Genomic DNA, 22,811 nt, shown 5'->3' on the forward strand with positions numbered 1-22,811 from the left:
TAATAACAATTTATTGATTCAGTGATTAACTGAATCGTTTAGGAATTCAAAATGAAAAACTATTTACTCGCACTATTGATTTTTATTGGGTATCTATCACCCATTCAAAGTGTTTTCGCTAGTGAAGATGAACATGAAGGCGAAGAAGGCATAAGCAAAATCGACAATAACATGGCAAAAAAGGTTGGTGTTGAAACAGCCTATTTAGCTTCAAAAACGTTGAACCAAACTATCCCTGTATACGGCTCTACGACGATAGGCGCTGAACAATTATTTCAAGTTGGCGCTAGATATAACGGCGTTATAAAGACAATAAACTTCACTGTTGGTGATACGGTAAAAAAAGGCGATCTATTAGCCGTTATTGAATCTAATGAGAGCTTAAATACTTATAAAATAACATCGCCTGTTTCTGGGACTGTTTTACAGCGAAATGGAAATATTGGCGGTATCACGCAAAACACTAGCTTGTTTGAAATCGTCAAATTTGACACCTTGTGGGCTGAATTTAAGGTGTTTACCAGCCAATATAATCAAATCAAAGTCGGTCAGCATGTTGATATTGAGCAAGGTGAACACGCATTCAGTTCAGTCATCACTAATATTATTCCAGCTAAAGATCAGCCTTATGTTTTAGCACGGGTACGATTAAACAACACTGAGTTAAAGCTAACGTCAGGTCAATTATTAAAAGGCAACGTAAAGATAAACCAATTTGAGGTGGATTTAGCGGTCGAGAAAGTTGCCATACAAGAGCTAGGTGGACAATTAGGTGTCTTTGTAAAAGAAGATGAAGAGTACGAGTTTGCACCACTTGTCCTTGGTCGTTCAGACAAAAACTATATCGAGGTCATTGATGGCCTCAGTAAAGACGCTGAATATGTAAACAAAAACAGTTATCTGATTAAAGCAGATATCTTGAAATCTGAAGTAGAAGACGACCATTAGGAGACGCAATATGATTGAATCAATTTTGCGTCTTGCAATAAATAGGCGCTATTTAGTATTAAGCTTGCTGATGGTAATCATCGGCGTTGGTATGTGGAGTTATCAAAAACTTCCCATTGATGCTGTTCCAGATATAACAAACGTACAGGTACAAATAAATACCTCTGCCCCCGGTTATTCACCTTTAGAAGCGGAGCAAAGGGTAACTTTTCCAGTAGAAAACGCATTAGCTGGACTACCAAAGCTGTCTCACACCCGCTCTCTTTCAAGATATGGTTTATCCCAGGTGACCGTTATCTTTGAAGAGGGAACCGATATTTATTTCGCACGCAACTTAATCAATGCAAGATTAGCTGCGATAAAAGGCGTTATTCCCTCTGGCTTAGAGCCAGAGATGGGTCCTATTTCCACAGGGCTTGGTGAAATATTTATGTATACCGTACAAGCTTCTCCTGACGCTAAAATGCCTAATGGAGAGCCTTATACCGCTATTGCCTTAAGAGAAATACAAGACTGGATCATTAAACCGCAATTGGCTCAAGTTAAAGGCGTCATTGAGGTCAACAGCATCGGCGGCTATAACAAGCAGTATCATATAACGCCGAAACCCGAAAAATTACTTTTTCATCAGGTAAGCTTTGAAGACGTTTCTGATGCATTACGTAAAAATAATGATAACCGTGGCGCGGGTTATATTGAGCAAAACGGACAACAAGTGTTAGTGCGCTCCATTGGGCAACTTGCGACAATGGATGAAATCCTCAATGTCATCATCAAAAAGAACGATGGTATTCCTGTAAAAATAAGTGATGTTGCCAATGTTGCTATAGGCAAAGAACTTAGAACAGGGGCTGCTACTCGTAATGGCATTGAGACAGTGCTTGGTACAACCATGATGCTGATTGGTGAGAATTCTCGCACCGTTGCTTTAGAAGTGGAACATAAGCTCAGCGAAATACAAAAATCTCTGCCAAAGGGCATTACCGCAGAGCCTGTTTACGACAGAACAACGTTAGTAGATAAAGCGATTGCAACCGTTACCAAAAACCTCGTTGAAGGTGCGCTTTTAGTTATTGTTGTGTTATTTATTCTACTTGGAAATTTACGTGCAGCTCTCATTACCGCTGCTGTTATCCCTATTTCCATGTTAATGACAATCACAGGTATGGTGCAAGCAGGAGTATCTGCCAATTTAATGAGTCTCGGCGCATTGGACTTTGGCTTGATAGTGGACGGGGCTGTAATCATCGTTGAAAACTCTGTCCGTAGGTTAGCACAGGCCCAACACAACGGTCATAGGCAAGACTTAAGAGAACGCCTAAATACCGTTTTTGAAGCCACTTCAGAAGTGATACGTCCAAGCTTGTTTGGTGTGGCAATTATCACTGTTGTTTACATCCCCATTTTCACGCTAACTGGCGTTGAAGGGAAAATGTTCCACCCTATGGCGGCAACTGTCGTTATGGCGTTAATTTCCGCAATGATCCTTTCAGTTACACTGGTTCCTGCTGCTGTAGCTGTGTTTATGAAAGGTAAAATCAGCGAAAAAGAAAGTGTAGTTATTCGTTCAACCAAGTCTATTTATGAACCATTGTTAAAAATGGCGATGAAATTTCGTTGGATTATTGTTTCATTCTCAACGCTGTTAATGGGGTATAGCCTTTGGTTAGCAACTACGCTTGGGACAGAATTTGTTCCTCAATTAAATGAAGGTGATATTGCACTACAGGCATTAAGAATTCCATCGACTGGCCTAGAGCAATCAGTAGAAATGCAAGAAGTACTTGAGCAACGTATTAAAGCGTTTCCTGAAGTTGATAAAGTATTCTCGCGCATTGGCACACCAGAAGTAGCAACCGACCCAATGCCACCGAGTATTGCTGATATCTTTGTTATTTTAAAACCACGTAAAGAATGGGCCGAACCTTCAAAACCAAAAAGTGAATTAGTTGAAGAAATGGAAAAAGTACTGAAAAACATTCCAGGCAACAACTATGAATTCACTCAGCCTATTCAAATGCGTTTCAATGAATTGATTTCTGGCGTTAGAGCTGATGTCGGCATCAAAATATTTGGTGATGATTTGGATCGGTTATTACTTACCGCAAAAGATATTCTAAATATTGTGAAAACCGTGGATGGTGCGCTGATGCTCGAATGGAACAGGTCACAGGTGTTCCATCTTTATCAGTAATTCCTAAACGAGAAGCGCTTGGTAGGTATGGATTGAACGTTACCGAATTGCAAGACTGGGTTGCCACTGCGATTGGCGGTGAATCTGCGGGGATCATTTATGAAGGTGACAGACGGTTTGAGTTAGTTGTTCGCCTACCAGAGCAAATAAGAACGGATATCGATAGCTTGAAGCATCTGCCGCTTCCACTTGAGAATGGTAACTATGTGCCAATTGAAGAAGTTGCAGAGCTTAAATCAGAGTCTTTACCCGCGCAGATTAGCCGAGAGAACGGAAAAAGAAGAGTTGTGGTTACCGTCAATGTTCGTGGTAGAGATTTAGGCGGTTTTGTAAAAGAAGTTAAAGCTAAAATTAATCAGGAAGGAGAAATTCCAGCAGGATACTGGCTTGATTATGGTGGAACGTTTGAACAACTAGAATCAGCAAGTAAGCGATTAAGCCTAGTTGTACCGATAACATTGGTTGTTATCCTAGGTATTTTGATTATAGCATTTGGTTCATTAAAAGATGCATTAATCATTTTCAGTGGCGTGCCTTTAGCATTAACAGGGGGCGTATTTTCACTTTATTTAAGAGACATGCCCTTATCAATTTCGGCAGGTGTCGGCTTCATTGCATTGTCAGGTGTCGCAGTATTAAATGGCTTGGTTATGTTGGCTTTTATTCGAGATCTTTGGCATGAAAAAGGCGACCTATACGTAGCGATCATTGAAGGTGCCATCATTCGTTTAAGACCTATTTTAATGACGGCACTGGTCGCAAGTTTAGGTTTTATTCCAATGGCGTTAAACACTGGAATTGGTGCAGAAGTACAACGACCACTAGCAACAGTTGTTATCGGCGGTATTGTATCTTCTACCATTTTAACTTTGTTTGTATTGCCTATTTTATATCAATGGGCGCATGGCGCTGAGAGTAACAAACAGCAATCCGACGAAATCTAAAAGCAAAAAAGCAGCTTAATTACTAAGTTATGCCTAATTAAGCTGCTTTTTATATTGTATGCTCCAAAATTTTATTGATAAAACTTACTCTGCTTCATCCCTACAATTTTCATTTAAAAACTCAAACTCTATCGTCGTATGCGATAAATGATAGGAAGATAATTTAGCTGCAACCTCTTGTTTAAGCTTAATTAATTCTTTAACGTCAAAGTTGTCACTCAGCTCAAGGTGCGCTGTTAAAACGTGACTTTCACCATCCAGTGACCAAAAATGCATATGGTGTATACCATTTACTTCAGGAAATTCAATTAATGACTGCTTAATACGCTCTTGGGTCTCTTTATCGGGTGCAGCTTGAAGAAAAAGCACCAATGTTGATTTAAGATTTTTGAAAACGTTAAATAAGATAAACAGCGTAAACCCTATTGATAATAGAGGATCTAATATCGGCAGTTCAACGAACAACAATACAATAGAGACTATAAGAACGGCAACCCAACCGAGTACATCTTCAAGTAGGTGCCATGTCAGCACTTTTTCATTTAGTGTTTCACCCGCTTTTAATTTGAATACCGCATAACCATTTACGGCAACACCGAGTATGGCTAGCCCTAACATCCCCTCAACTACAGGCATTTCAGGATTGGACAGCTTAGGTATTGCTTCAAATAAAACCCAAATAGAGCCGATAATCAAAACAATACTATTTACCAATGCACCAAAAAGTGTAAGTCGGCGATAACCATAGCTGAATTTGTCTGATGCTTCTTTATCTGAAAAACGACTTAAAATCCACGCAAAACCTATTGAAAGACTATCACCAAGATCGTGAACGGCATCCGCCATTATCGCCGTACTGTTTGTGAGCCAACCACCTATAAATTCGATAATGGTAAATATCACATTAAGGAAAAATGCCCAACCAATCCGGTCGTCTTTACCATGCTGATGACTGTGACTATGGTTGTGCATTTTGTACCTCCAGTACTTTTTTATTTCTTATTTTTGATACATTCATATTAATCAAATGTCGGATCACTCGTTGATACAACCAACGTTTTACACCTGATAGATTAGTACCTTTTTCGAGATAGAACTTATCTGGTGAATCATAAAGCCCAAAGTCGTCATGAATACCTTCTTTTTGAATATAGGTATCCTCTCCACGCCAATCCGTACCGGGTGAAGATAAGCACTTTGTTGCAACACCATAACCACAAAACTCATCTTTTGCTTGGCTAAATTTCTGCTGTAGTGAGCTTAAGTATTGCTCATCCAATATAAAGCCCTCTAAGTTTATCCAACGCCCTTCAAAGTAAACTTCTACCCAACTATGAATGATGTATTTAGGTGCTAACCAAAATACATAGCTTGGGATAGCACCTTTTTGTAGTTGCTGATCAATGGTAAAACCTTGGAAACGACACTGGATACCTAGTCCACGCAATAGTGCCATTAACAGATTACCCTTAGTATTACATTGTCCATAACCATCTGCTAGCACATCGCTTGCTGAAATATCATCACTCTTGTTATAGCCAAACATTATTTCATCTTTTACAAACTGATAAGCGGCACCAATTTTGTTGAAATTATCCAAATTTTTCCACCCTCGTTGATCGATCAGGGATTGGATATCTTTGTGTTCAAAATTAACGATATTCGTATTGTTTAAATATTTCTCAGTCATTTTTATATATCCCTTTCGTTGCATACCTATACTATAGATCCTATAGTAACTATAGAGTCAAATGTCTGGGGGAAATTGATGAAAATAGGCGAATTGTCAAAAAAATCGGGCTGTTCAATACAAACGATTAGATATTATGAAAGAGAAGGATTACTGTTAAATCCAAACCGTTCAGAAGGTAATTTCAGGCTGTATGATAGTAAAGCACTTAAACAATTGGAATTCGTAAAGCATTGTCGCAGCCTAGATATATCACTCAATGATATTAAACGTCTTATCGAATTAAAAAATAAGCCAGAAGAAAGCTGCTCTAGCGTTAATGCATTAATTGATCAGCAACTTGCACTAGTGAATATACGTATGAAAGAATTAAGGGCGCTTAAAGCTGAATTACAACAGATGGCAAGTGCTTGTGGTTCAGACAATACAATTGAAGCGTGCGGCATCATCAAATCATTGGATAGCTAAACTAAATATAACTTTAGATTAGTAGTATTCACAAAGGCAATAATGAAAACCATTGGCAAATTAGCACAATCATTAAATTTAAATGTAGAAACCATTCGTTTTTATGAACGAGAAGGGCTGATTACACAACCTGAAAAACCAATATCTGGTTATAGACAATATGACGAAACAATAGCAGGACAACTTAGGTTTATCACAAAAGCCAAAGCGCTCGGCTTTACGTTAAGAGAAATAAAATCGCTAATGTCTATGGACAGCAACTGCACTCAAGTTGAGCTATTAAGCCGACAAAAGTTAGCAATCATTCGAGACAAAATTAATGACCTTCAACGTTTAGAGAAAGTAATTGTGGATATGACAAATACCTGTATGCAAAACGAAGATCCAACACATTGCCCCATAATTGATTCATTAAAATGATTGACTCCGTACTTATATACGGAGTTTAGAATGATGGTAATATCAACCAATAGACTTTCAAATGATAAATAAAATATTAGACAGAGTAGGCTCTAGTGGCGTTTGGCTAGCGGCACGGCCTGCTTCCCTGCATTAAGGTCACTTGCATCGGCATTAGGACTAGGCTTCTTCTCTCACTTCGAAGGAATAGCTGTAAATACGCTTTTACCTATTTTTGCATCTTTGGAACTATTGGTAAACTTATACAACTCGCACAAAAATAAAAACCATACCAGAGCTGTCTTCAGCATTCTAGGGCCTGTAGCAGTGCTATTAACGCTTTATCCTCTTTGGCTATATGATTGGAGCACATACCTATTTTACTTTGGTATTTGCTTAATGGTCGTTATGTCGGTTTTGGATATCGTAAAACCAGTAAGGGAGCAAACATGCAACGTATGGCTAATTGCCGTCGTTGAAACGATTAACGGTCAATGTCTGCTTTTCGCTCAAAGCCCCTTAGAGTAATTACGTTAACTTATTATGGGGCAGAAACGAGTTACGCTTTAATGTCCGCAATTGGCACTCAGCCGATAGTCGGTAAAGAGTGGTTTAACTTACAGTATAAAGCAGTTATTTATATCACTAACGTGGTAAATTAGGTTGTTTCTGGTAAATTCATCATTTTTGTCGGATGGCGTGGCTCCGCCACTTATCCGACCTACGATAAAATTTAGGTTGGTTAAGCCGAAGGCGCCACCCAACATGCTTTCAAATTCACTTTTCATCCGCAAATGGCACATATGCGACTGTCAGATTTGATCAAAAACTAAAAATCAAACCTGACAGATTAAGTTAAGACTTATTCAAATTAACGCAAATATCTGAAAACATACTATTGATAAATAAGAATATAAATCAGTTCGATAAGGCTATAAGCGAATTTTTACTTATAAGTAGGAAAGTGTCTTCTGATACTTGATTCAACGTAACACCGTTAGCTTTTAATGTATTCATTTATTAGCTTTTAGTGTATTCAAATACTAGCTTATAGTGAAGGGCTAAAGACATTTACAGCATGATACTCCTTACTTTTGTTAATCAAAGCCCTCTAGTACCTGTCGTTATATAGGGCACATTACCTTCAAAAGTAAAAAAATAGACAGATTAGAAGGCGATGAGCGTCTTATGTATCTTCCATAATATCTTTAAGTGCTATGCGTTTTAATTGTGTACCATCGCGGTATCCTTTTGCTAACAAATTGCCTAATACAGCACCAGTGTAGAAGGTGTAGCCATTTTCTTCACCAACGGGGAGCTCATATATAGAGCCTGATATTTGAGGCCAAATCCAATAATTTTCGCATGGTGATAAGTGAGGTAAAGCCATTGAACCTGAACTAACTCGCCATTCATCATTTCTACACGAACAAAACAACACATAACACGTTTTATCATCCACTGACTGGAATGTTAAAACAACCCATCCTTCTGGCCTATGTTTCATACCCAATTTCAACCCTTCCTAAGATTCAATAGTAGGTTTAGCACTTGCACTAACACTAACTTAATAAGTAAAAATAATCTGTATTTTAGACTTCCCAGCTTTCACTAGACAGTTTTTAATTCAGAATAGTGCACTTCTTTAAACTCTTGAGTATACCGTTTGCCTTTGCTCATAATACAGCTCTTATTAGACGCTCGAAAGCGTCATCCTGAATATAATATTTAAATTCTGAAGCCCTCATGTTGCCAAGTAAAATATCGGCAGTTTCCCTTAGGAAATATTCTAATTATTAGAGAAAGATTGGAGTCATGTTGGTATTTTATTTCGTTTATATTTATTGCTTAAACTCCGTCATTAAGTGATTAAATGAAAAAGATTTGATTAATGCTAAGATTACTTATTTTTTCTTAGCTGTATGTCTACCTGTGATGGGTCGGGGAAAATCTCTTCTAGCCCACAGTTTAGTATTTTAATTATTTGATAAACTCTCTCGCAAGAAACAGGAACTCGGCCTTTTTCAATACGGCTTAAATAGCTTGCCTCAATACCAAGTTTATTTGCTAGCTCAGCTTGAGGTATTGAGCATTTTGTTCGGGCTAATTTTATATTCATACCAATCAGCGTTTGTATGGGTTGCATTGCAAATATCCACAGGCAAAGGATAAATAATCCCATATTGCAGCCTGCCAACCCATGACATATAATGAAACTTATTTACATATACATCAATAAATACACCTTTCTATCAATTAAATTTATCTAAGTTGTCAATGAAGCTAGATCCCTTAATTAAAACCATTATATGTAAGCGTAATATTGATCGCTTTACTGTTGTAGAAGTTAGAACTGCGTACATAGTTCTGCATCAAGATCAAACACTTGACCCTGTAAAAATTAGAAAGCTTGTTTACGCACAGCTTAATAAGCTTGTGTGTAAAGGTTGGCTTCATTCATCGACATCTTTAAATAGAAAGATAACGACTTACACAAAAACACGTTATTTTGAGCCAAGTAAAATTATCCCTGCTCAATCCCCCATGCCAAATGTGAGTAACTTTAAAGCTGATTGTCAAAAGGAGCTAAGTGAGTGCAATAACGCGTTATTGCAGTGTATAGGCACGCTCGAAACTTACATAAATCTTTGGAATAAACATCCACAACATCAAACGCTATTTAAACGGCAATATTTAATTGCCCAAGAACGACAACAAAATTTAAAAGGCCGAATTGCCGCTTTAAATATACTTTTGGAAAATATAACTGAACAAGGCAATCTGAATGCGGCTACGTGATTGGCAACAAAAATGTATAAAAATAGCGCTAGCAAAGTACAAAAGGACCGTTAAGCACTTTTTAGCATTAGCTACTCCTGGAGCAGGAAAAACCGTGATGGCATCGGTATTAGCAAAAAGATTATATGATGAAAAGCTTATTGATATCATACTCTGCTTTTCTCCTTCATCTGTTGTTTCTGCTGATTTTGCCGATGAGTTATCTCTGCAATTTAATGCTCGATTTGATGGCTCTATAGGTGCGCTAGGTGATTCATACACATATCAAGCACTAAGCACATTAAGTGAAAATGTTAGGCAGTTATTTGAACAATATAGAGTTTTTGTAATATTTGATGAAATACACCACTGTGCGGGTTCTTCAATTGAGGATGCTAACTCCTGGGGAAGCCCTATCCTCAATTTAATTAAAGAAAAAGCTATATTTACACTCTCGTTGACTGGTACGCCTTGGCGATCTGACTCTTTACCAATAGCACTCTCAAATTACTGTAATGAGTCTAGCCAAATAAACTGTGATTATGTGTATGGGTTAAAAGAAGCTATATCAGATAAAGTATGCCGAGTGCCGCAAATAATTGCGTTAGATAATAATAAAATTATATTAACAAAATCCGAAGAAACAACGACTTTTACTAATTTTTTTGAATTACTTAAGGCAAAAGTTATTTCATACTCTGAGCTTGTTACTAACGAATTAGTTATTGAAAACTTGCTCCTTAGAGCAACTAATAAGCTAAATGAGATTAGAAGTATTAACCCTGAAGCTGGAGGGTTAATTGTGGCTTCATCAATCTCACACGCTCATGTAATTAATACGATAATTTGGAGCAAATTTAACAAAAATGCGGTTATTGTTACTAGCGGCGAAAATGAGCCGGACAAAATCATAAAGCAATTTAGGCAAAGCGATAGTGAGTGGCTGATTAGCGTTGGAATGGTAAGTGAAGGCACTAATATTCCTCGGTTACAAATATGCTGTAACTTAACAAATTACCGTACAGAGCTGTACTTTAGGCAAATATTAGGACGCATTCTGCGCATGACTGATTCAGTTAACCAAGATGCATTTATGTTTATGCCAGCAGAGCCTAACTTAATTGATTTTGCTATACGTGTAGCTGAAGGTGTACCTAGTGAATTAGGCAAAGTTAAAATTTTTGATATTGAAATTGAGAATAAAAAAAGCATTGTGCTCGAACCGCTTGATAGCTCACCTAAAGTTTTAACAGAGGATGATGACTTGTTTGATATTGAGTTAGATAGATTAATTAACAATGAAAAGGCGGCTGAAACAAACCTTAAAAACAATTCAAAAACACCTTTAGCTAAAGTTCCAAATAACCTAATCCTGGATGGTGATTTTAACCACAGACCTATTAAACCTGAAGGGTTAGGTGAATTATTACTCTTTGATATTTCTGATGAGGCGCATGCTAAGTTAGAGCAACTGAATAGAGTTGTATGTATTGGTTCAGACAAGATTTGACAATCGCGTTTATGCAATTTATGAGAGAGCGCAATTATACTGAGTTCCTAGTTTGAGCTATTAGCTATTATTTTAACTTTTGCACCATTATTGGAAGTGTTAGTCTTAACTAAATCATTGTTGCCCTTGGTTGCTGTTACCTGAATTGTTACCTGCCATATTCTCTTGCTTTTGTTGTGATATATTGCCAATTAAGTTTATTTGTTAGATCTTACTTTTTGCCATGACTCATTCGTATATATAAAAAGTGATGCATAAAAAAGACCTAGTACTTTCAGACCAAGTCTTTAATTAAAATCTTAAACCTATTTCAGGACTTTGAAATTATCAATGAAAGAGTCTATGTTTGTCTTTGCTCTTATCTTCAGTTTGCAATCAAGGCGCTTTATCTAATCATAAATTTGATTAAATAAAACCCCTTAGACTGCGATTGGAGCTTTAATATTAGGATGAGCCTCATAGCCTACGATTTCAAAATCTTCAAATTTATAATCAAAGATTGAATCAGGTTTACTGCGGATTTTCAGTTCAGGTAACTTGAGGGGTTGTCGTGATAGTTGCTCTATTACTTGGTCTTCATGATTTGAGTAGATATGCAGATCACCTATTGATACTATTATTTCGTGGGCTACTAAATCACATTGCTGTGCAAGCATATGAGTTAACAATGCAAGAGAAGCGATGTTATATGGCAAACCTAAAAAGCTATCAGAACTACGAATGTAGAGTTGAGCAGATAGCTTGCCATTAGCAACATAGAATTGATATAGCAAATGACAGGGAGGCAAAGCCATCTTGCCATTTTCGGCATTTTGCTGAGGTGAGATGCCTTCATCAGGTAAATACTCAACATTCCATCCATGAAAAAGAATGCGTCTAGAATCAGGGTTGTTCTTTAACTGGTTGACAACATACTCAATTTGATTAATTTCACCACCATTCTTGGTAGGCCATGCAGTCCATTGTTTACCGTATACTGGACCTAAAGACCCGTCCTCAGTGGCCCATTCATTCCAAATTTTCACTCCATTTTCATTAAGCCATTTTGTATTAGTGTCACCGTTTAGAAACCAAATTAGCTCATTGGCGATACTTTTGAAATGAAGTTTTTTTGTTGTTAATAACGGGAACCCTTTGGTCAGGTCGTGCCTAATCTGACGACCAAATACCGATGATGTGCCTGTTCCAGTGCGATCAGATTTGATCGAACCATTGTCCTTTATATCCTTAAGTAACTCTAGGTACTGCTTCATATTTACCTTCTTTATTTAATTTTCTGTATTTTTGACTCTCGGCATAGTTCTAATTTCTTTGATAACACACATATTTCTGTATCTTGACGAGAAATTACGTCTTGTAATTGAAGTATTTCTTCATAAAATATCGTGTTTTGCTCTAGCAAACCTTTTACTCTATCCCTAAGCAGGTCCTGCTGTTCCTTTCTCTCTATTGCTTTTGACTGTTTAGTACCGTCAACTGCAAAACATGACTTTCGTTCATTTTTTAGGTTTTTTAGCTTTGCCAATGCCCATTTACGACTACGAATTGTGCCTGCAGAAATTGATTTTTGCGAGTGAATCTTTATAACTTCTTGCAAGCCTTTTACAGTAGCTTTGTACTTGTCCCAGTTTGCCTTGCTTTCCAAAAAGCTCAAGCCGTCAAGGATATACTCATCATTTTTTTCTTTTTGTTCTGCAAGATGAGATTCTAATGCATATGGCCTTTTACTCATTAATTTATTTCCTTTATATCAATCTGCAGCTTACTCAAATGCTTCTTTAAATTTTCAGATAACCCACGCCAAACTATTGCATTACCTTCGTTTAGTTCACTTCCCGCTTTCTTTACTGCCATTTCATAACGACTTTGCAATGCAGGTTTACAGGACTCAGAAATCAAATGGTTTTCACAATCAGGGTCACATTGAAAGTCACCATAGCATGGTGGAGGTTTTACCGACTCTTTTGGTGCTACTATAAAGTTTTTAGTGCAACCACCTATTGATGTGGGCATAATTTCGACCCCCTTTTGAGCTAGGCTTTTTATGTAATGCTCCCTGTCTTTTCCAAACAACCCCAACCCACTGAAAAAAGTATCTATCCTAGCCTTATGTGTTTCTGCGGCTCCACCGGCGAATTTACAATTCTCGCCATAAATCTCCTGTAAAATACTTTCTCTTGCTGCTGGGGTTTTGGTTGCAATATCTGATAAAAGATTCTTCTTATATTCACCATATCCAACGCTTACTTCACTTGGAATGCTCTTAAAACGATGTTGGAAATGTTTTAATTGCATACTTATAAACGGAAGTCCCACTTCAGCCCTAGCAAGTTGAAACACTAGTGTCTCTCGTAACTGGTGAACAGAAAAATTCCAATTATTAAAAATCTTGTCATGGTCAATTTTTACAATCCATCGCTTTAAAATTGCTCTTAAACCACCACTTGTATATGGTAACTTATAACCTTTATCTTTTTCTCTAGGCTCTAATCCCGAGATTAAATAGGGATTACCTGTATGACTTGTAAGTAATCGCAACACATTAATAGCATCTAGGGCTAAAGGTGTTGCAATCCAAGTATCATTAATTGGAAGGTCTTTGCATTTTTGCTTCACTACTTTAGAGCGGATAAATTGATAGCCATTTTCAATTGTAAGGCAGTCCCTCAACACGTATTGAACCTCTGACATTCTCATGCCAGAGAGCAAAAAAACCGTAACGATAGCGGAGCATTGGACATCATTTATAATTTTACCAACATCTCGAATGCCGTAACCGTAATCTTCGTTGCACTCTTTATATTTTTTGCTTTGAGTTTTTAAATCAGGGTTAAGTTTAGTATGAATAGTTTTAGCTAGCCCTGGATAGCTTTTTAGGAACTCAATTCTTGTAGCCTCTCCCGCTAACTCATCATTTTGCTTATGCCCAATTGCGAACAGGAAGTTACCGATAGAACTCCTAGCGTGGTTCATTAAAAACAAAAACATATTATCAGGCAGTGTTAATATCCCTTTATATTCAGCTACATCCTTCCAGTTAATAGAGCGAGATTCAATATCTATTAATGACCAACTAAGTTTTCCTTGAAGATTCATCTGGATTATTGGGTCTGAAATCAGCTTCAAAGCTCGCTTTAGGTGGCTTGAGCGACCATTGTAATTTTTGATTCCAACTTTTAATTGTGCATATGAAATATCTTGAAGATTGTCTATGTTTAAGCCTTCTTTTTTAAGTTTCATGTAAAGGTAGCTAAAAAACTTCAGCAACTCGTCAATGCGCCCTTTTACTGTTTTCGGGTCGATAATGGATTTTGTGTTCTTACTATGTTTAAGCAATTTAGGAAAATGCAGATAAATAGCTGCAGCAGCTTTAATATCTAAAATGATTGACTCTGATAACTTCCGCTCATACTTAATCATCCGCTCAAAGTTATGATGTTTTTCAAAATTAGTAGCTTGAGGGTAGTAATCAAGCCAAACAATACTATTTGTTCTTTTTCCCATCCCGTCTGCTTTTTTCGTATCTCTAAAATCCCAAACACCATCTGGGAACTTACTGTTCCAAATAAGCACATTGTCATCAAATGATGCTTTTCCATCACATACATCTTTTAAAAAAGCATCTTTGCAAAAAAATGTTTTTGAATTCATGATCAAAACCCTTGATAGACAAGTTGATCAATTTCCAAATTATCAAGTTCACACGCCAACACATGAGCATTTGCGATAACTGATTCAGAAAATATTTCATCCGGTTGAAGGATGCCATCAATTAGCGCAATAGTACTCTCAACTAGCTTTTTTCGAGGTAAAACCGATGGACTGTTTTTATCTAACGATTCTTGAAGCTCTAACTGATAATTAATTAGCTTTGGCAACCCGCTTTCAGTAATAAAAGATGAGTCGCATAATAAACACATATTCCAATATTTACATAAAGAGCCTTCTTTATAATTAGTTGCTTCCTTGACTTTACTACTTGGGCTGTACGGGTCTTTACAACTGCAACCAGATAAAGTTTTGATTGGCTCTAAGTTTGATTGGTTCACATCAGTATAGGGGGTTGTGCTTTTTTGCTCTATAGAACGCTTAGATATACTATCGATCGCTTTGCTCATTTTCTCATTAAATTTAGGCTGTAAGCGATGCTCTGACAGGTATCTAGCTGTTGTGATTATACTTCCATGACCTAAAACTACACTTACTTGAAATATATCAGCCCCCTGATTAATCATCTTACTGACAAGAGTAGGCCTAAACTTTAACGTGTTAAATATTATTGTCTTGCCTTCCATATCAAATAATTTATTCTTCTTAGGGAACGAATTCAACCAACCCGTAACCAAGATCTGATTATCCAATGAGCAAATTTTACCACTTTCCCTTTTCTCCGTGGATGTGTTTTCAAAAATAAACAACTTACCCTTGATTTCATCATCCGCTAAATGGCGAATCGTTTTAGTTAACTCAATGACTAAGTGTATAAGTGAATGAATGTCTTCCTGAATCTTACCCTCAATAAAGAACTCCTCTACCTCTAATGTAGGGATATGTAACTCTCTATCAATAGTTCTAGATTTTGATGCCGAGCGGGCCTTTAAATAAGAAATTACTGGTTGCCCTGTTAAAGGGTGTGACTCTTGATAACTATCTAATGTAAGACTTTTAACAGACTCTAGATTTAAACCTGTGAGCGAAATTAACTTAATTACAAGCGGCATTACTAAATCACGAGTAACACCATACCAAACCCCCCACTGATTAAAGTAATCTAGTAAGTCATTAACTTTAAATGGGCTGTTGTTTATATCACTCTTAACGTGCTCAAGCATTGTTCGAGGGTTACAATCATATTTCTCCTCAAATAGCCACAAAGCCGACTCTATACTGCCAGCTTTAGCGTACCTTGGACGCAAATTAAAGGCCTCCTCAACTGAGTAACCCTTAAGTAATTTGTGTCTAGCACCAGAAATTTTGTATGCTTTTTCAGCTTTTGAAACTGATGGGTATTCTATATTTTCTACAATAATTGATTTAGCTATTCCTGAATCGTAATTAGATTTGGCATTTGGCTTTACGGCTTCTTCTATTGAATAACCGTTAGCTAATCTATTTTGAACTAAACTAGGTTTTAGATTATGCGCTACCGCCAACTCTTTAGCTGAACGATAAACAATACCACCGACACTCAGACCACCTTTGTATTTATACTTCCCTGCTAGCGTCTGTATGCCATTATTTGTTTTTGTATAACCGTTTAAGACTCTGATAGACAAGTATATCCATTTATCTATAGCAGCAGATATTTTTAAATCAACATCAGTTTCAAAAGCTGTATTGGTCTCTGTTTCCCTTTCGCCTTTGTCAAATGGCTCGTTATATATCACTTCATTGATAACTGATAACGAATAAGCCATATTTAAGACCGACCTTACGGACTTATATAGTGAGTATTTGGTTTTACTTGCTAGTTGCTGCTGTCTTAACCACCGATTAAAACGTACTAAAGCATCAATTTCCCAATACTTTGATAAGAAGAATCGCTTATCTTGAGCTAGCTCATTGTAATAACTGTCAGTTTCAGAAATAAATTTAATATATTTACCCATCGCATAGGTAGCATTTTTACCTGATTTAACTGTCTGTTCTGAATATACTTGATAAAACATCCATTTTATTTGAGCATGAGGGTCATAAAATGTCGGTCTTGGCGGCCTGCTTAAACGGTAGATATTGTTCATTATTTATGGCCTCGACGCTCTTTATGTTTTAGTGGTGGCAAGAATGTGGCCTTACGTATATTATGAGCTTCATCTGCCCGATCTATTTCATGACCTTTTTTAGTTAAGTCAGCTAGCAATGCAGGTGATATTTGAGTATATACTTCAGTGGTCGAAAGGTGGGCATGCCCCAACATTTGCTGCACAGTTAATATTCTGTCCTCATACCCGCGCCCAATGCTCGACCTCAACACTGAAAAAGCAGTACCATGACGAAGCCAATGGGTAGTAAAGCCTTCAGGAGCTATTGACCTTGATACGGCACTATCAAACTGCTTTTTGGCATTACGATACCCCCAAGAATATCTATTCACAGTCAAAAAAACGGGTTTATCTGGGTCAATCATATCCCAATCTGCAGATAGTTTGTAATCTATAGTGTTGTGATATCGTTTAATTCGGTTTAATACAGCCCGTGAAATTAATGTAATACGCTCCTTGGGTTGCCCTCCACGTCCTTTCATACCCTGAACAACCATAGGAATAAATTCTGCTGTTGTTGGGTACAAATCTAAATCTGGCAGATCCCTTTTTCTTAGCTCAATAATTTCGCTAATACGTAATCCCGTATCATATTGTGTATGGAACATACAGCGTTCACATTCATTGTAGAATTTCGATAGAACTGAAATAATTGTGCTTGTGTCGATAAACTTAGGACTTTTACTTCTGACTGATTTTGATACATACTTTAGCTTATTATTATGGTCTCGCCCATAAGGGCTATTTTCTTGTAACCTTACATTTCCACCATCAATCGTTGTTAACCAATCAAGTAACTGCTTTACACATACTTCTCTAGTACGGATTGTTGACGGAGACAAATTCAGCTGAGTCATATACTCAACCCAAGCCCTAATGTCTTGCCTTGTAATAATTACCAGCACTTCATCTACAGACAAGTTGGGATAGTATTTTTCTTCCTCGATCCATCTAACAAAGTAAACAACAGACCTTCCATACTGATCTACCGAACCGTCTGTGATTGTTACCCCAATGGATTTTGTCAGATAACGCAGCCAATTTTGAACACACTTTACTATTACTCCTTGAGAATCAACAATCGAATAAATAACAGGAGAGTGGCTACCTAAGAGGGTAATATATATGTCTCGATTTGAAATTGGAGAAACGACATCAGTTGGTAGTTTGTAACATTTAATTAATTCTGAACAAGATATAACGACTCTCCCTGAATGACTAATATTTGAACTATATGTCACACTTACATAATGTCAATTATATTTTTTATACAAAAAGTAAGTATGGGGGTTTAAAATTAAAGGTAACTATAGGAGGGTTTATAAAAAACTAAGTAAGTAAAATTAGGAGATATTAGGTTATATTGAGAAAAATAAGAATAGTGAAAAATGAAAATTCACTAACTAGAATACGCCTTAACTTCACAATCAGTGGTAGTATGATACTTTTTTTAGTTCATTAAAAATATGAGCATTGGTAATTTTATGATATGCCTTACCCGCTTTATGGCCGGTAATTTGGGCAACTAATGCAAGTAATACAAAACATTGAATTTGATTAAAATTAAGTCCTAGTGGAACATCACAACTGCGTTGATATGAGGTTAAATACAGGGTATCGCCCAATAATGAAAAGGTATGTGTGTGCATACATGGGCGCAAGCAACCAAGTTCAAATTCACCAGGGTTGTAAAATGTAATAATTTCGCCGCGATCATCTATGCCATTTTTTAAATTATTAATGACCTTTGCCAGTTGATCCAATGTTGAACCATCAGGGCGTTGCCAGCCACGTCCTTGAACGCCATAAACGCGCCCCATATCATCCTCACCTTTACGGTTAGGATTATTGAGCCAGGCACTATTTTCATTGGCGTTAGCATCCCAGGTTTTACAGCCTATACTACGAAACTGCTCAGCACTGTCATAGCCTCTTAAATAACCTAACAATTCAGCAATAGCCGCTTTGTAATAGCTCTTTCGAGTGGTGATCATAGGGAACTGATTATTCGCCACATCGTATTCTAAATCAGCGTTTATAACCGTTAAACAACGTGTACCGGTGCGTTTATTTTCAACCCACTGTCCTTGGTCAACAATGCGCTGACATAATTCTAAATATTGTTTCATCTAACTTCTTCTTTTAAACTTTTGCCGCTGTTTGCGATTGTGGTTGTTTATAGGCCCAAATAAGTAAGCCTAACCCGCCAATGATCATAGGTAACGATAGAATTTGCCCCATTGAAATGAAGTCGGCAAATAACCCCAATTGCGCATCGGGTTGGCGAAAATACTCAATACCAAACCTAAATACGCCGTAACCCAGTAAAAACAAACCTGACACACTTCCCGCAGGACGAGGACGCTTAATAAACCACAATAATATGACAAACAATACTAGACCTTCAAAAAAAGCTTCGTAAAGTTGTGATGGGTGGCGTGCAAGCGGGCCTCCAGTTGGAAATACCATTGCCCATGGAACATCGGTAGTGCGGCCCCATAATTCGCCGTTAATAAAGTTACCTATACGCCCGGCAAGTAAACCAACTGGCACTAAAGGCGCTACAAAGTCACCGACTTGCAATAAGGACTTTTTACGCTTGTAAGCAAAAATAGCAATCGCAGTGATCACCCCAAGTGTGCCGCCATGAAACGACATACCACCCTGATCGATTCTAAATAAATATAAGGGGTTTTCGATAAAATAACTAAATTGATAAAACAGAACATAACCAATACGCCCACCTAATATAACGCCCAGCATGCCGTAAAAGAGTAAATCACTGACTTCGTCTTTAGTCCAACCCGACCCTGGTTTTTTAGCTTGACGATTAGCAAACCACATCGCAAACGCAAAACCAATTAAGTACATTAACCCATACCAACGAACGCTAAGTGGTCCAACAGAAAATATTATTGGATCAATTTGAGGAAACTCCAGTGCCATAAAAATAAACCTTTAGCTAAAAACCATTTTAATAGCGATGAAAACCAGTAACATCGCGAAAACTTTCTTAATTGTATTCACAGGTAAGTAATGTGTTGCCTTAGCCCCAATAGGCGCTATAAACCATGAGGTAACAACAATCCCAAATAAAGCAGGTAAATATACAAACCCCATAAAACCATGCGCTAAGTCCGTTACATGCCACCCAGCGCTGATGTAACCGATAGACCCAAAAAAGGCAATTACAATACCACATGCAGCAGCGCAACCAATTGCCTTTTTAATATCAACCGAAAAATAATGCAACATAGGCACAAGTAATGCACCGCCACCAATGCCAATTAATCCAGACAAAGCCCCCATTACCGAACTAACACTAGCTAGCACGGGGCCTGCGGGCAAAGGGTGTTCTGCGCTCACTTTATTACGAGCAGAAAGTACCATTCTCATTGCAATAAAAACTACACTGACGGCAAACACCGTTTTTAACATTTTCTCAGGGATAAAGCTGGCAGCAAAGCCACTTACCAATGCACCAATGGCCACGCCCGACATAACCCAAGGAGCAATTTCCCAAGGCACATTATCATTTTTATGATGAGCCAACGCTGAAGAGGTAGAAGTAAATAAAATAGAGGCTAAAGATGTTGCAATGGCGATAACTAACACATGATCAGCAGCGGCAACGTCAAAACTAAGTAGCAAACTACTTAGCACTGGCACAATGATTAAACCACCGCCTATGCCTAGTAACCCTGCTAAAAAACCAACAATGCAGCCTAACAGCGCACAACTTGCAACTAGAAGTCCTAGTTCATACATAGTTATCTCTAATACATTTAATTATAAGTATATTTTAATTGATTATATAAACAATTACAGTTCTATCATTTTGGTGTATAAAATAAATTACCTAGCTGATGCTCTATCATAAAACTACGAGTTAACCGCAGTACTTGTTTAGCGTTGGGCTGTGCCAAACATTCGCTCAGTAATTGTTCCATGTCGCTTACATTTAAGCGCCTTAGCACCCACTTCACTTTGTTTAGTGACGATAAGTTCATGCTTAAACGCCTATAACCCATAGCAATCAGTAATATTGCGCCCTCGGGGTCGCCACCAAGCTCCCCACATAAACTAAAGGGCAATTCATAGTGCTCACACTCGCTGGCAATATTATTTAATACACGCAACACGGCTGGATGGTAGGGGTTAAATAAATCGGCTACGCGTGCATTTGCTCTGTCTACGGCTAATAAATACTGAGTTAAGTCGTTACTACCCACTGAACAAAAATCGACTTTTCTAGACCACTCTGGCAGCATAAATACACTTGAAGGTACCTCAAGCATAATACCAATATCAGGCCTTTCTATTAGTTGCTCAGGAAATGCTTCACTTAACTCATAATAAGCTTGGTTAAACAATGCCAGTGACTCTTCAACCTCATCGGTGCCACTGATCATCGGCAGCATTATTTTTAAATTACCTAAGCCAATATTCGCTTTTAGCATCGCTTTGAGTTGATCTAAAAAAAGCTCAGGATGATCTAAGCTAATTCTAATACCTCGCCATCCTAAAAACGGGTTTTCTTCGGTAATGTTAAAATAATCTAAAACTTTGTCGCCACCTATATCTAACGTTCGCATAACAACGGGGTTAGGGTAATAGCTACTTAGTACTTCTCGGTACCACTTTTCTTGTTCTTGTTGCGATGGAAACTGCCCCTTTTGCATAAACCATGCTTCGGTTCTGTAAAGGCCAACACCATCACAAATATGGGCACTATTTTGTTGGGTATTAAGCTCAAGCCCTGCATTAAGTAATAAACTAATATGCTCACCGTCTAACGTGATTGAAGGCAGTGCTTGTTCTTCTAAAAACCGATTATTGAGTAAGTTATCTTGGTGTTGTAATTCGGTATACTCATCAATAAGCATTTGCGAAGGCGAAATATATAAACGCCCAGCAAAAGCATCTAAAATCATTTCTTTACTATCAAACTGCAATAACGGTAAATCTTCAATACCCCAAATCGCAGGCACGCCCATAGCACGGGTTAAAATAGAGGCATGGCTATTGGCTGAACCATTAATACTCACAACCCCCGCTAAACGCTCATTGGGCACCTCTGCTAACATAGCTGGCGTTAGTGTGTGCGCTATTAAAATGGTGTTTTCAGGGTAGTCTTTTATTGCGTGTTCGGTATTCACTAAGTGATGCAGCACTCGTAAGCCAATGTCTTTAACATCAACCGCACGCTCTTTAATGTAAGGGTCTTGCATTTCGTTAAACTGTGCAACTAAACGTTCAATCACAATTTTTAATGCACTTTTTGCACACCACCCTTCTTGTAATTGTGTCTCTACATTATGACCTAAACTTTTAGCATCTAGTAATTGCTGATATACATCAAATACAGCCAACGCCTCTTGCGGTATGCTGTCACTTAACGTCATCGATAAGGTGCTAAATTCTTTGCGCGTAGCAGCAACCGCTTGGGTGAATAAACGGCGCTGTTCAATGACATCATTATTCTTAGTAAGTTCTATGGACTTAAAATTAAGTTTAGGAATAACAACAAAAGCTTTACCAATACTTATACCAGGTGCGCTAGAAACCCCTTTTAATACCGATGTTTGATGAGACGACTCGTCTTGGCGTAATACTTCTTTTATTTCAGCATGGGCTAATTGCGAAGCTAACTGAGCAGAAAGCGTAATTAAAAACGACTCCTCATCTTGAGAAAATACCCGCGCCATTTTCTGTTGAACAACAATAACACCTAACACTTTTTTTTGATGAACAACAGGCACAGACAAAAAGGCGTTATAACCTTCTTCGTTAACTTCTGGGGAGAGTTTAAAACGAGGATGCGACTTGGCAAAGGCAATGTTAATTGCTTCTTCACGCTGAGCAACAAGCCCAACTAAACCCTCGGTAAAGCCAATTCTAAATTTGCCCACCGCATCAGGGTTTAACCCTTCGGTAGCCATCAGTACAAAATTATCTTGGCTGTAATCTGCAAAATAAATGGAGCAGCACTGGGTATTCATAGCATCTTTTACCATTTTCACAAAGCACACTAACGCGTCGTCTAAATTCGCTTGTTGCGAAACAGACTCAGCTATCGCTCTGAGTGTTGCCAGCATACACTGCTCCTTTTTATGTA

At 37.7% G+C, this 22,811-nt stretch carries 18 protein-coding genes and 2 pseudogenes; 7 read left to right on the forward strand and 13 right to left on the reverse strand.

Annotated elements, in window-relative coordinates:
- The first annotated feature begins 51 nt into the window (after positions 1–51).
- Together ACNSN3_RS11010 and ACNSN3_RS11015 are read left to right on the forward strand one after the other, a co-directional pair.
- Positions 52–948, forward strand: coding sequence for an efflux RND transporter periplasmic adaptor subunit (locus ACNSN3_RS11010; RefSeq protein ID WP_418607341.1), 897 nt, complete (start codon positions 52–54; stop codon positions 946–948).
- A 10-nt stretch (positions 949–958) separates the two neighbouring features.
- Positions 959–4,086 (forward strand): annotated as a pseudogene (locus ACNSN3_RS11015) (efflux RND transporter permease subunit).
- 84 nt (positions 4,087–4,170) lie between these two features.
- Here ACNSN3_RS11015 and ACNSN3_RS11020 read toward each other — a convergent pair.
- Positions 4,171–5,058 carry a cation diffusion facilitator family transporter gene (locus ACNSN3_RS11020; RefSeq protein ID WP_002962252.1) on the reverse strand — a complete coding sequence of 296 codons (888 nt, stop codon included), beginning with the start codon at positions 5,056–5,058 and terminating at the stop codon, positions 4,171–4,173.
- On the reverse strand, positions 5,045–5,776 hold the full coding sequence (locus ACNSN3_RS11025) for a transglutaminase-like domain-containing protein (RefSeq protein WP_036972175.1): 732 nt from the start codon (positions 5,774–5,776) through the stop codon (positions 5,045–5,047). The genes ACNSN3_RS11020 and ACNSN3_RS11025 overlap by 14 nt, the downstream gene beginning before the upstream one ends.
- Positions 5,777–5,854: 78 nt before the next feature.
- Between ACNSN3_RS11025 and cadR the strand changes: the two genes are divergently transcribed.
- From cadR to ACNSN3_RS11040, 3 genes are all read left to right on the forward strand, one after another.
- Positions 5,855–6,244 carry a Cd(II)/Pb(II)-responsive transcriptional regulator gene (gene cadR, locus ACNSN3_RS11030; RefSeq protein WP_418607344.1) on the forward strand — a complete coding sequence of 130 codons (390 nt, stop codon included), beginning with the start codon at positions 5,855–5,857 and terminating at the stop codon, positions 6,242–6,244.
- 42 nt (positions 6,245–6,286) lie between these two features.
- Positions 6,287–6,664, forward strand: coding sequence for a MerR family transcriptional regulator (locus ACNSN3_RS11035; RefSeq protein WP_055018870.1), 378 nt, complete (start codon positions 6,287–6,289; stop codon positions 6,662–6,664).
- A gap of 102 nt (positions 6,665–6,766) precedes the next feature.
- Positions 6,767–7,171 carry a MerC family mercury resistance protein gene (locus ACNSN3_RS11040; RefSeq protein WP_350608280.1) on the forward strand — a complete coding sequence of 135 codons (405 nt, stop codon included), beginning with the start codon at positions 6,767–6,769 and terminating at the stop codon, positions 7,169–7,171.
- A gap of 658 nt (positions 7,172–7,829) precedes the next feature.
- Here the strand turns inward: ACNSN3_RS11040 and ACNSN3_RS11045 are convergent.
- Positions 7,830–8,150 carry a hypothetical protein gene (locus tag ACNSN3_RS11045; protein ID WP_418607347.1) on the reverse strand — a complete coding sequence of 107 codons (321 nt, stop codon included), beginning with the start codon at positions 8,148–8,150 and terminating at the stop codon, positions 7,830–7,832.
- Between the two features lie 393 nt (positions 8,151–8,543).
- A complete protein-coding gene (locus ACNSN3_RS11050) occupies positions 8,544–8,825 on the reverse strand; it encodes a helix-turn-helix domain-containing protein (protein ID WP_418607349.1) in 282 nt (93 codons plus the stop codon).
- 95 nt (positions 8,826–8,920) lie between these two features.
- Between ACNSN3_RS11050 and ACNSN3_RS11055 the strand changes: the two genes are divergently transcribed.
- Both ACNSN3_RS11055 and ACNSN3_RS11060 read left to right on the forward strand, forming a co-directional pair.
- Positions 8,921–9,442, forward strand: a complete 522-nt coding sequence (locus tag ACNSN3_RS11055) for a hypothetical protein (protein WP_418607351.1) — start codon at positions 8,921–8,923, stop codon at positions 9,440–9,442.
- Positions 9,429–10,931: a DEAD/DEAH box helicase gene (locus ACNSN3_RS11060; RefSeq protein WP_418607353.1), complete on the forward strand. Its 1,503-nt coding sequence runs from the start codon at positions 9,429–9,431 to the stop codon at positions 10,929–10,931. The genes ACNSN3_RS11055 and ACNSN3_RS11060 overlap by 14 nt, the downstream gene beginning before the upstream one ends.
- 419 nt (positions 10,932–11,350) lie before the next feature.
- On the opposite strand, the gene ACNSN3_RS11065 is transcribed toward ACNSN3_RS11060, so the two are convergent.
- The 9 genes and pseudogenes from ACNSN3_RS11065 to ptsP all read right to left on the reverse strand — a co-directional run bounded on the left by ACNSN3_RS11065 (position 11,351) and on the right by ptsP (position 22,791).
- Positions 11,351–12,184 (reverse strand): thymidylate synthase, encoded by an 834-nt coding sequence (locus ACNSN3_RS11065; RefSeq protein WP_418607355.1) that lies wholly within the window; start codon positions 12,182–12,184, stop codon positions 11,351–11,353.
- 11 nt (positions 12,185–12,195) lie between these two features.
- A complete protein-coding gene (locus tag ACNSN3_RS11070) occupies positions 12,196–12,663 on the reverse strand; it encodes a hypothetical protein (RefSeq protein ID WP_418607357.1) in 468 nt (155 codons plus the stop codon).
- Entirely contained in the window at positions 12,663–14,582 is a 1,920-nt protein-coding gene (locus ACNSN3_RS11075; protein ID WP_418607359.1) for a hypothetical protein, read from the reverse strand. The genes ACNSN3_RS11070 and ACNSN3_RS11075 overlap by 1 nt, the downstream gene beginning before the upstream one ends.
- Positions 14,583–14,584: 2 nt before the next feature.
- Positions 14,585–16,672 (reverse strand): hypothetical protein, encoded by a 2,088-nt coding sequence (locus tag ACNSN3_RS11080; protein WP_418607361.1) that lies wholly within the window; start codon positions 16,670–16,672, stop codon positions 14,585–14,587.
- Positions 16,672–17,934 carry a tyrosine-type recombinase/integrase gene (locus tag ACNSN3_RS11085; RefSeq protein ID WP_418607363.1) on the reverse strand — a complete coding sequence of 421 codons (1,263 nt, stop codon included), beginning with the start codon at positions 17,932–17,934 and terminating at the stop codon, positions 16,672–16,674. The genes ACNSN3_RS11080 and ACNSN3_RS11085 overlap by 1 nt, the downstream gene beginning before the upstream one ends.
- A gap of 207 nt (positions 17,935–18,141) precedes the next feature.
- Positions 18,142–18,822: pseudogene (locus ACNSN3_RS11090) on the reverse strand (thymidylate synthase); the annotation flags it as partial.
- A gap of 13 nt (positions 18,823–18,835) precedes the next feature.
- Positions 18,836–19,639 (reverse strand): prolipoprotein diacylglyceryl transferase, encoded by an 804-nt coding sequence (gene lgt, locus ACNSN3_RS11095; RefSeq protein ID WP_010387815.1) that lies wholly within the window; start codon positions 19,637–19,639, stop codon positions 18,836–18,838.
- A 12-nt stretch (positions 19,640–19,651) separates the two neighbouring features.
- Positions 19,652–20,461, reverse strand: a complete 810-nt coding sequence (locus tag ACNSN3_RS11100) for a sulfite exporter TauE/SafE family protein (RefSeq protein ID WP_055013227.1) — start codon at positions 20,459–20,461, stop codon at positions 19,652–19,654.
- 65 nt (positions 20,462–20,526) lie between these two features.
- The gene (gene ptsP, locus ACNSN3_RS11105; protein ID WP_055013226.1) at positions 20,527–22,791 is read right to left on the reverse strand and encodes a phosphoenolpyruvate--protein phosphotransferase; all 2,265 of its coding nucleotides are present in this window, start codon (positions 22,789–22,791) and stop codon (positions 20,527–20,529) included.
- Between the last annotated feature and the right edge of the window lie 20 nt (positions 22,792–22,811).

This window comes from Pseudoalteromonas sp. US3C1004, from assembly GCF_048401065.1.
Lineage (GTDB): Bacteria > Pseudomonadota > Gammaproteobacteria > Enterobacterales > Alteromonadaceae > Pseudoalteromonas > Pseudoalteromonas undina.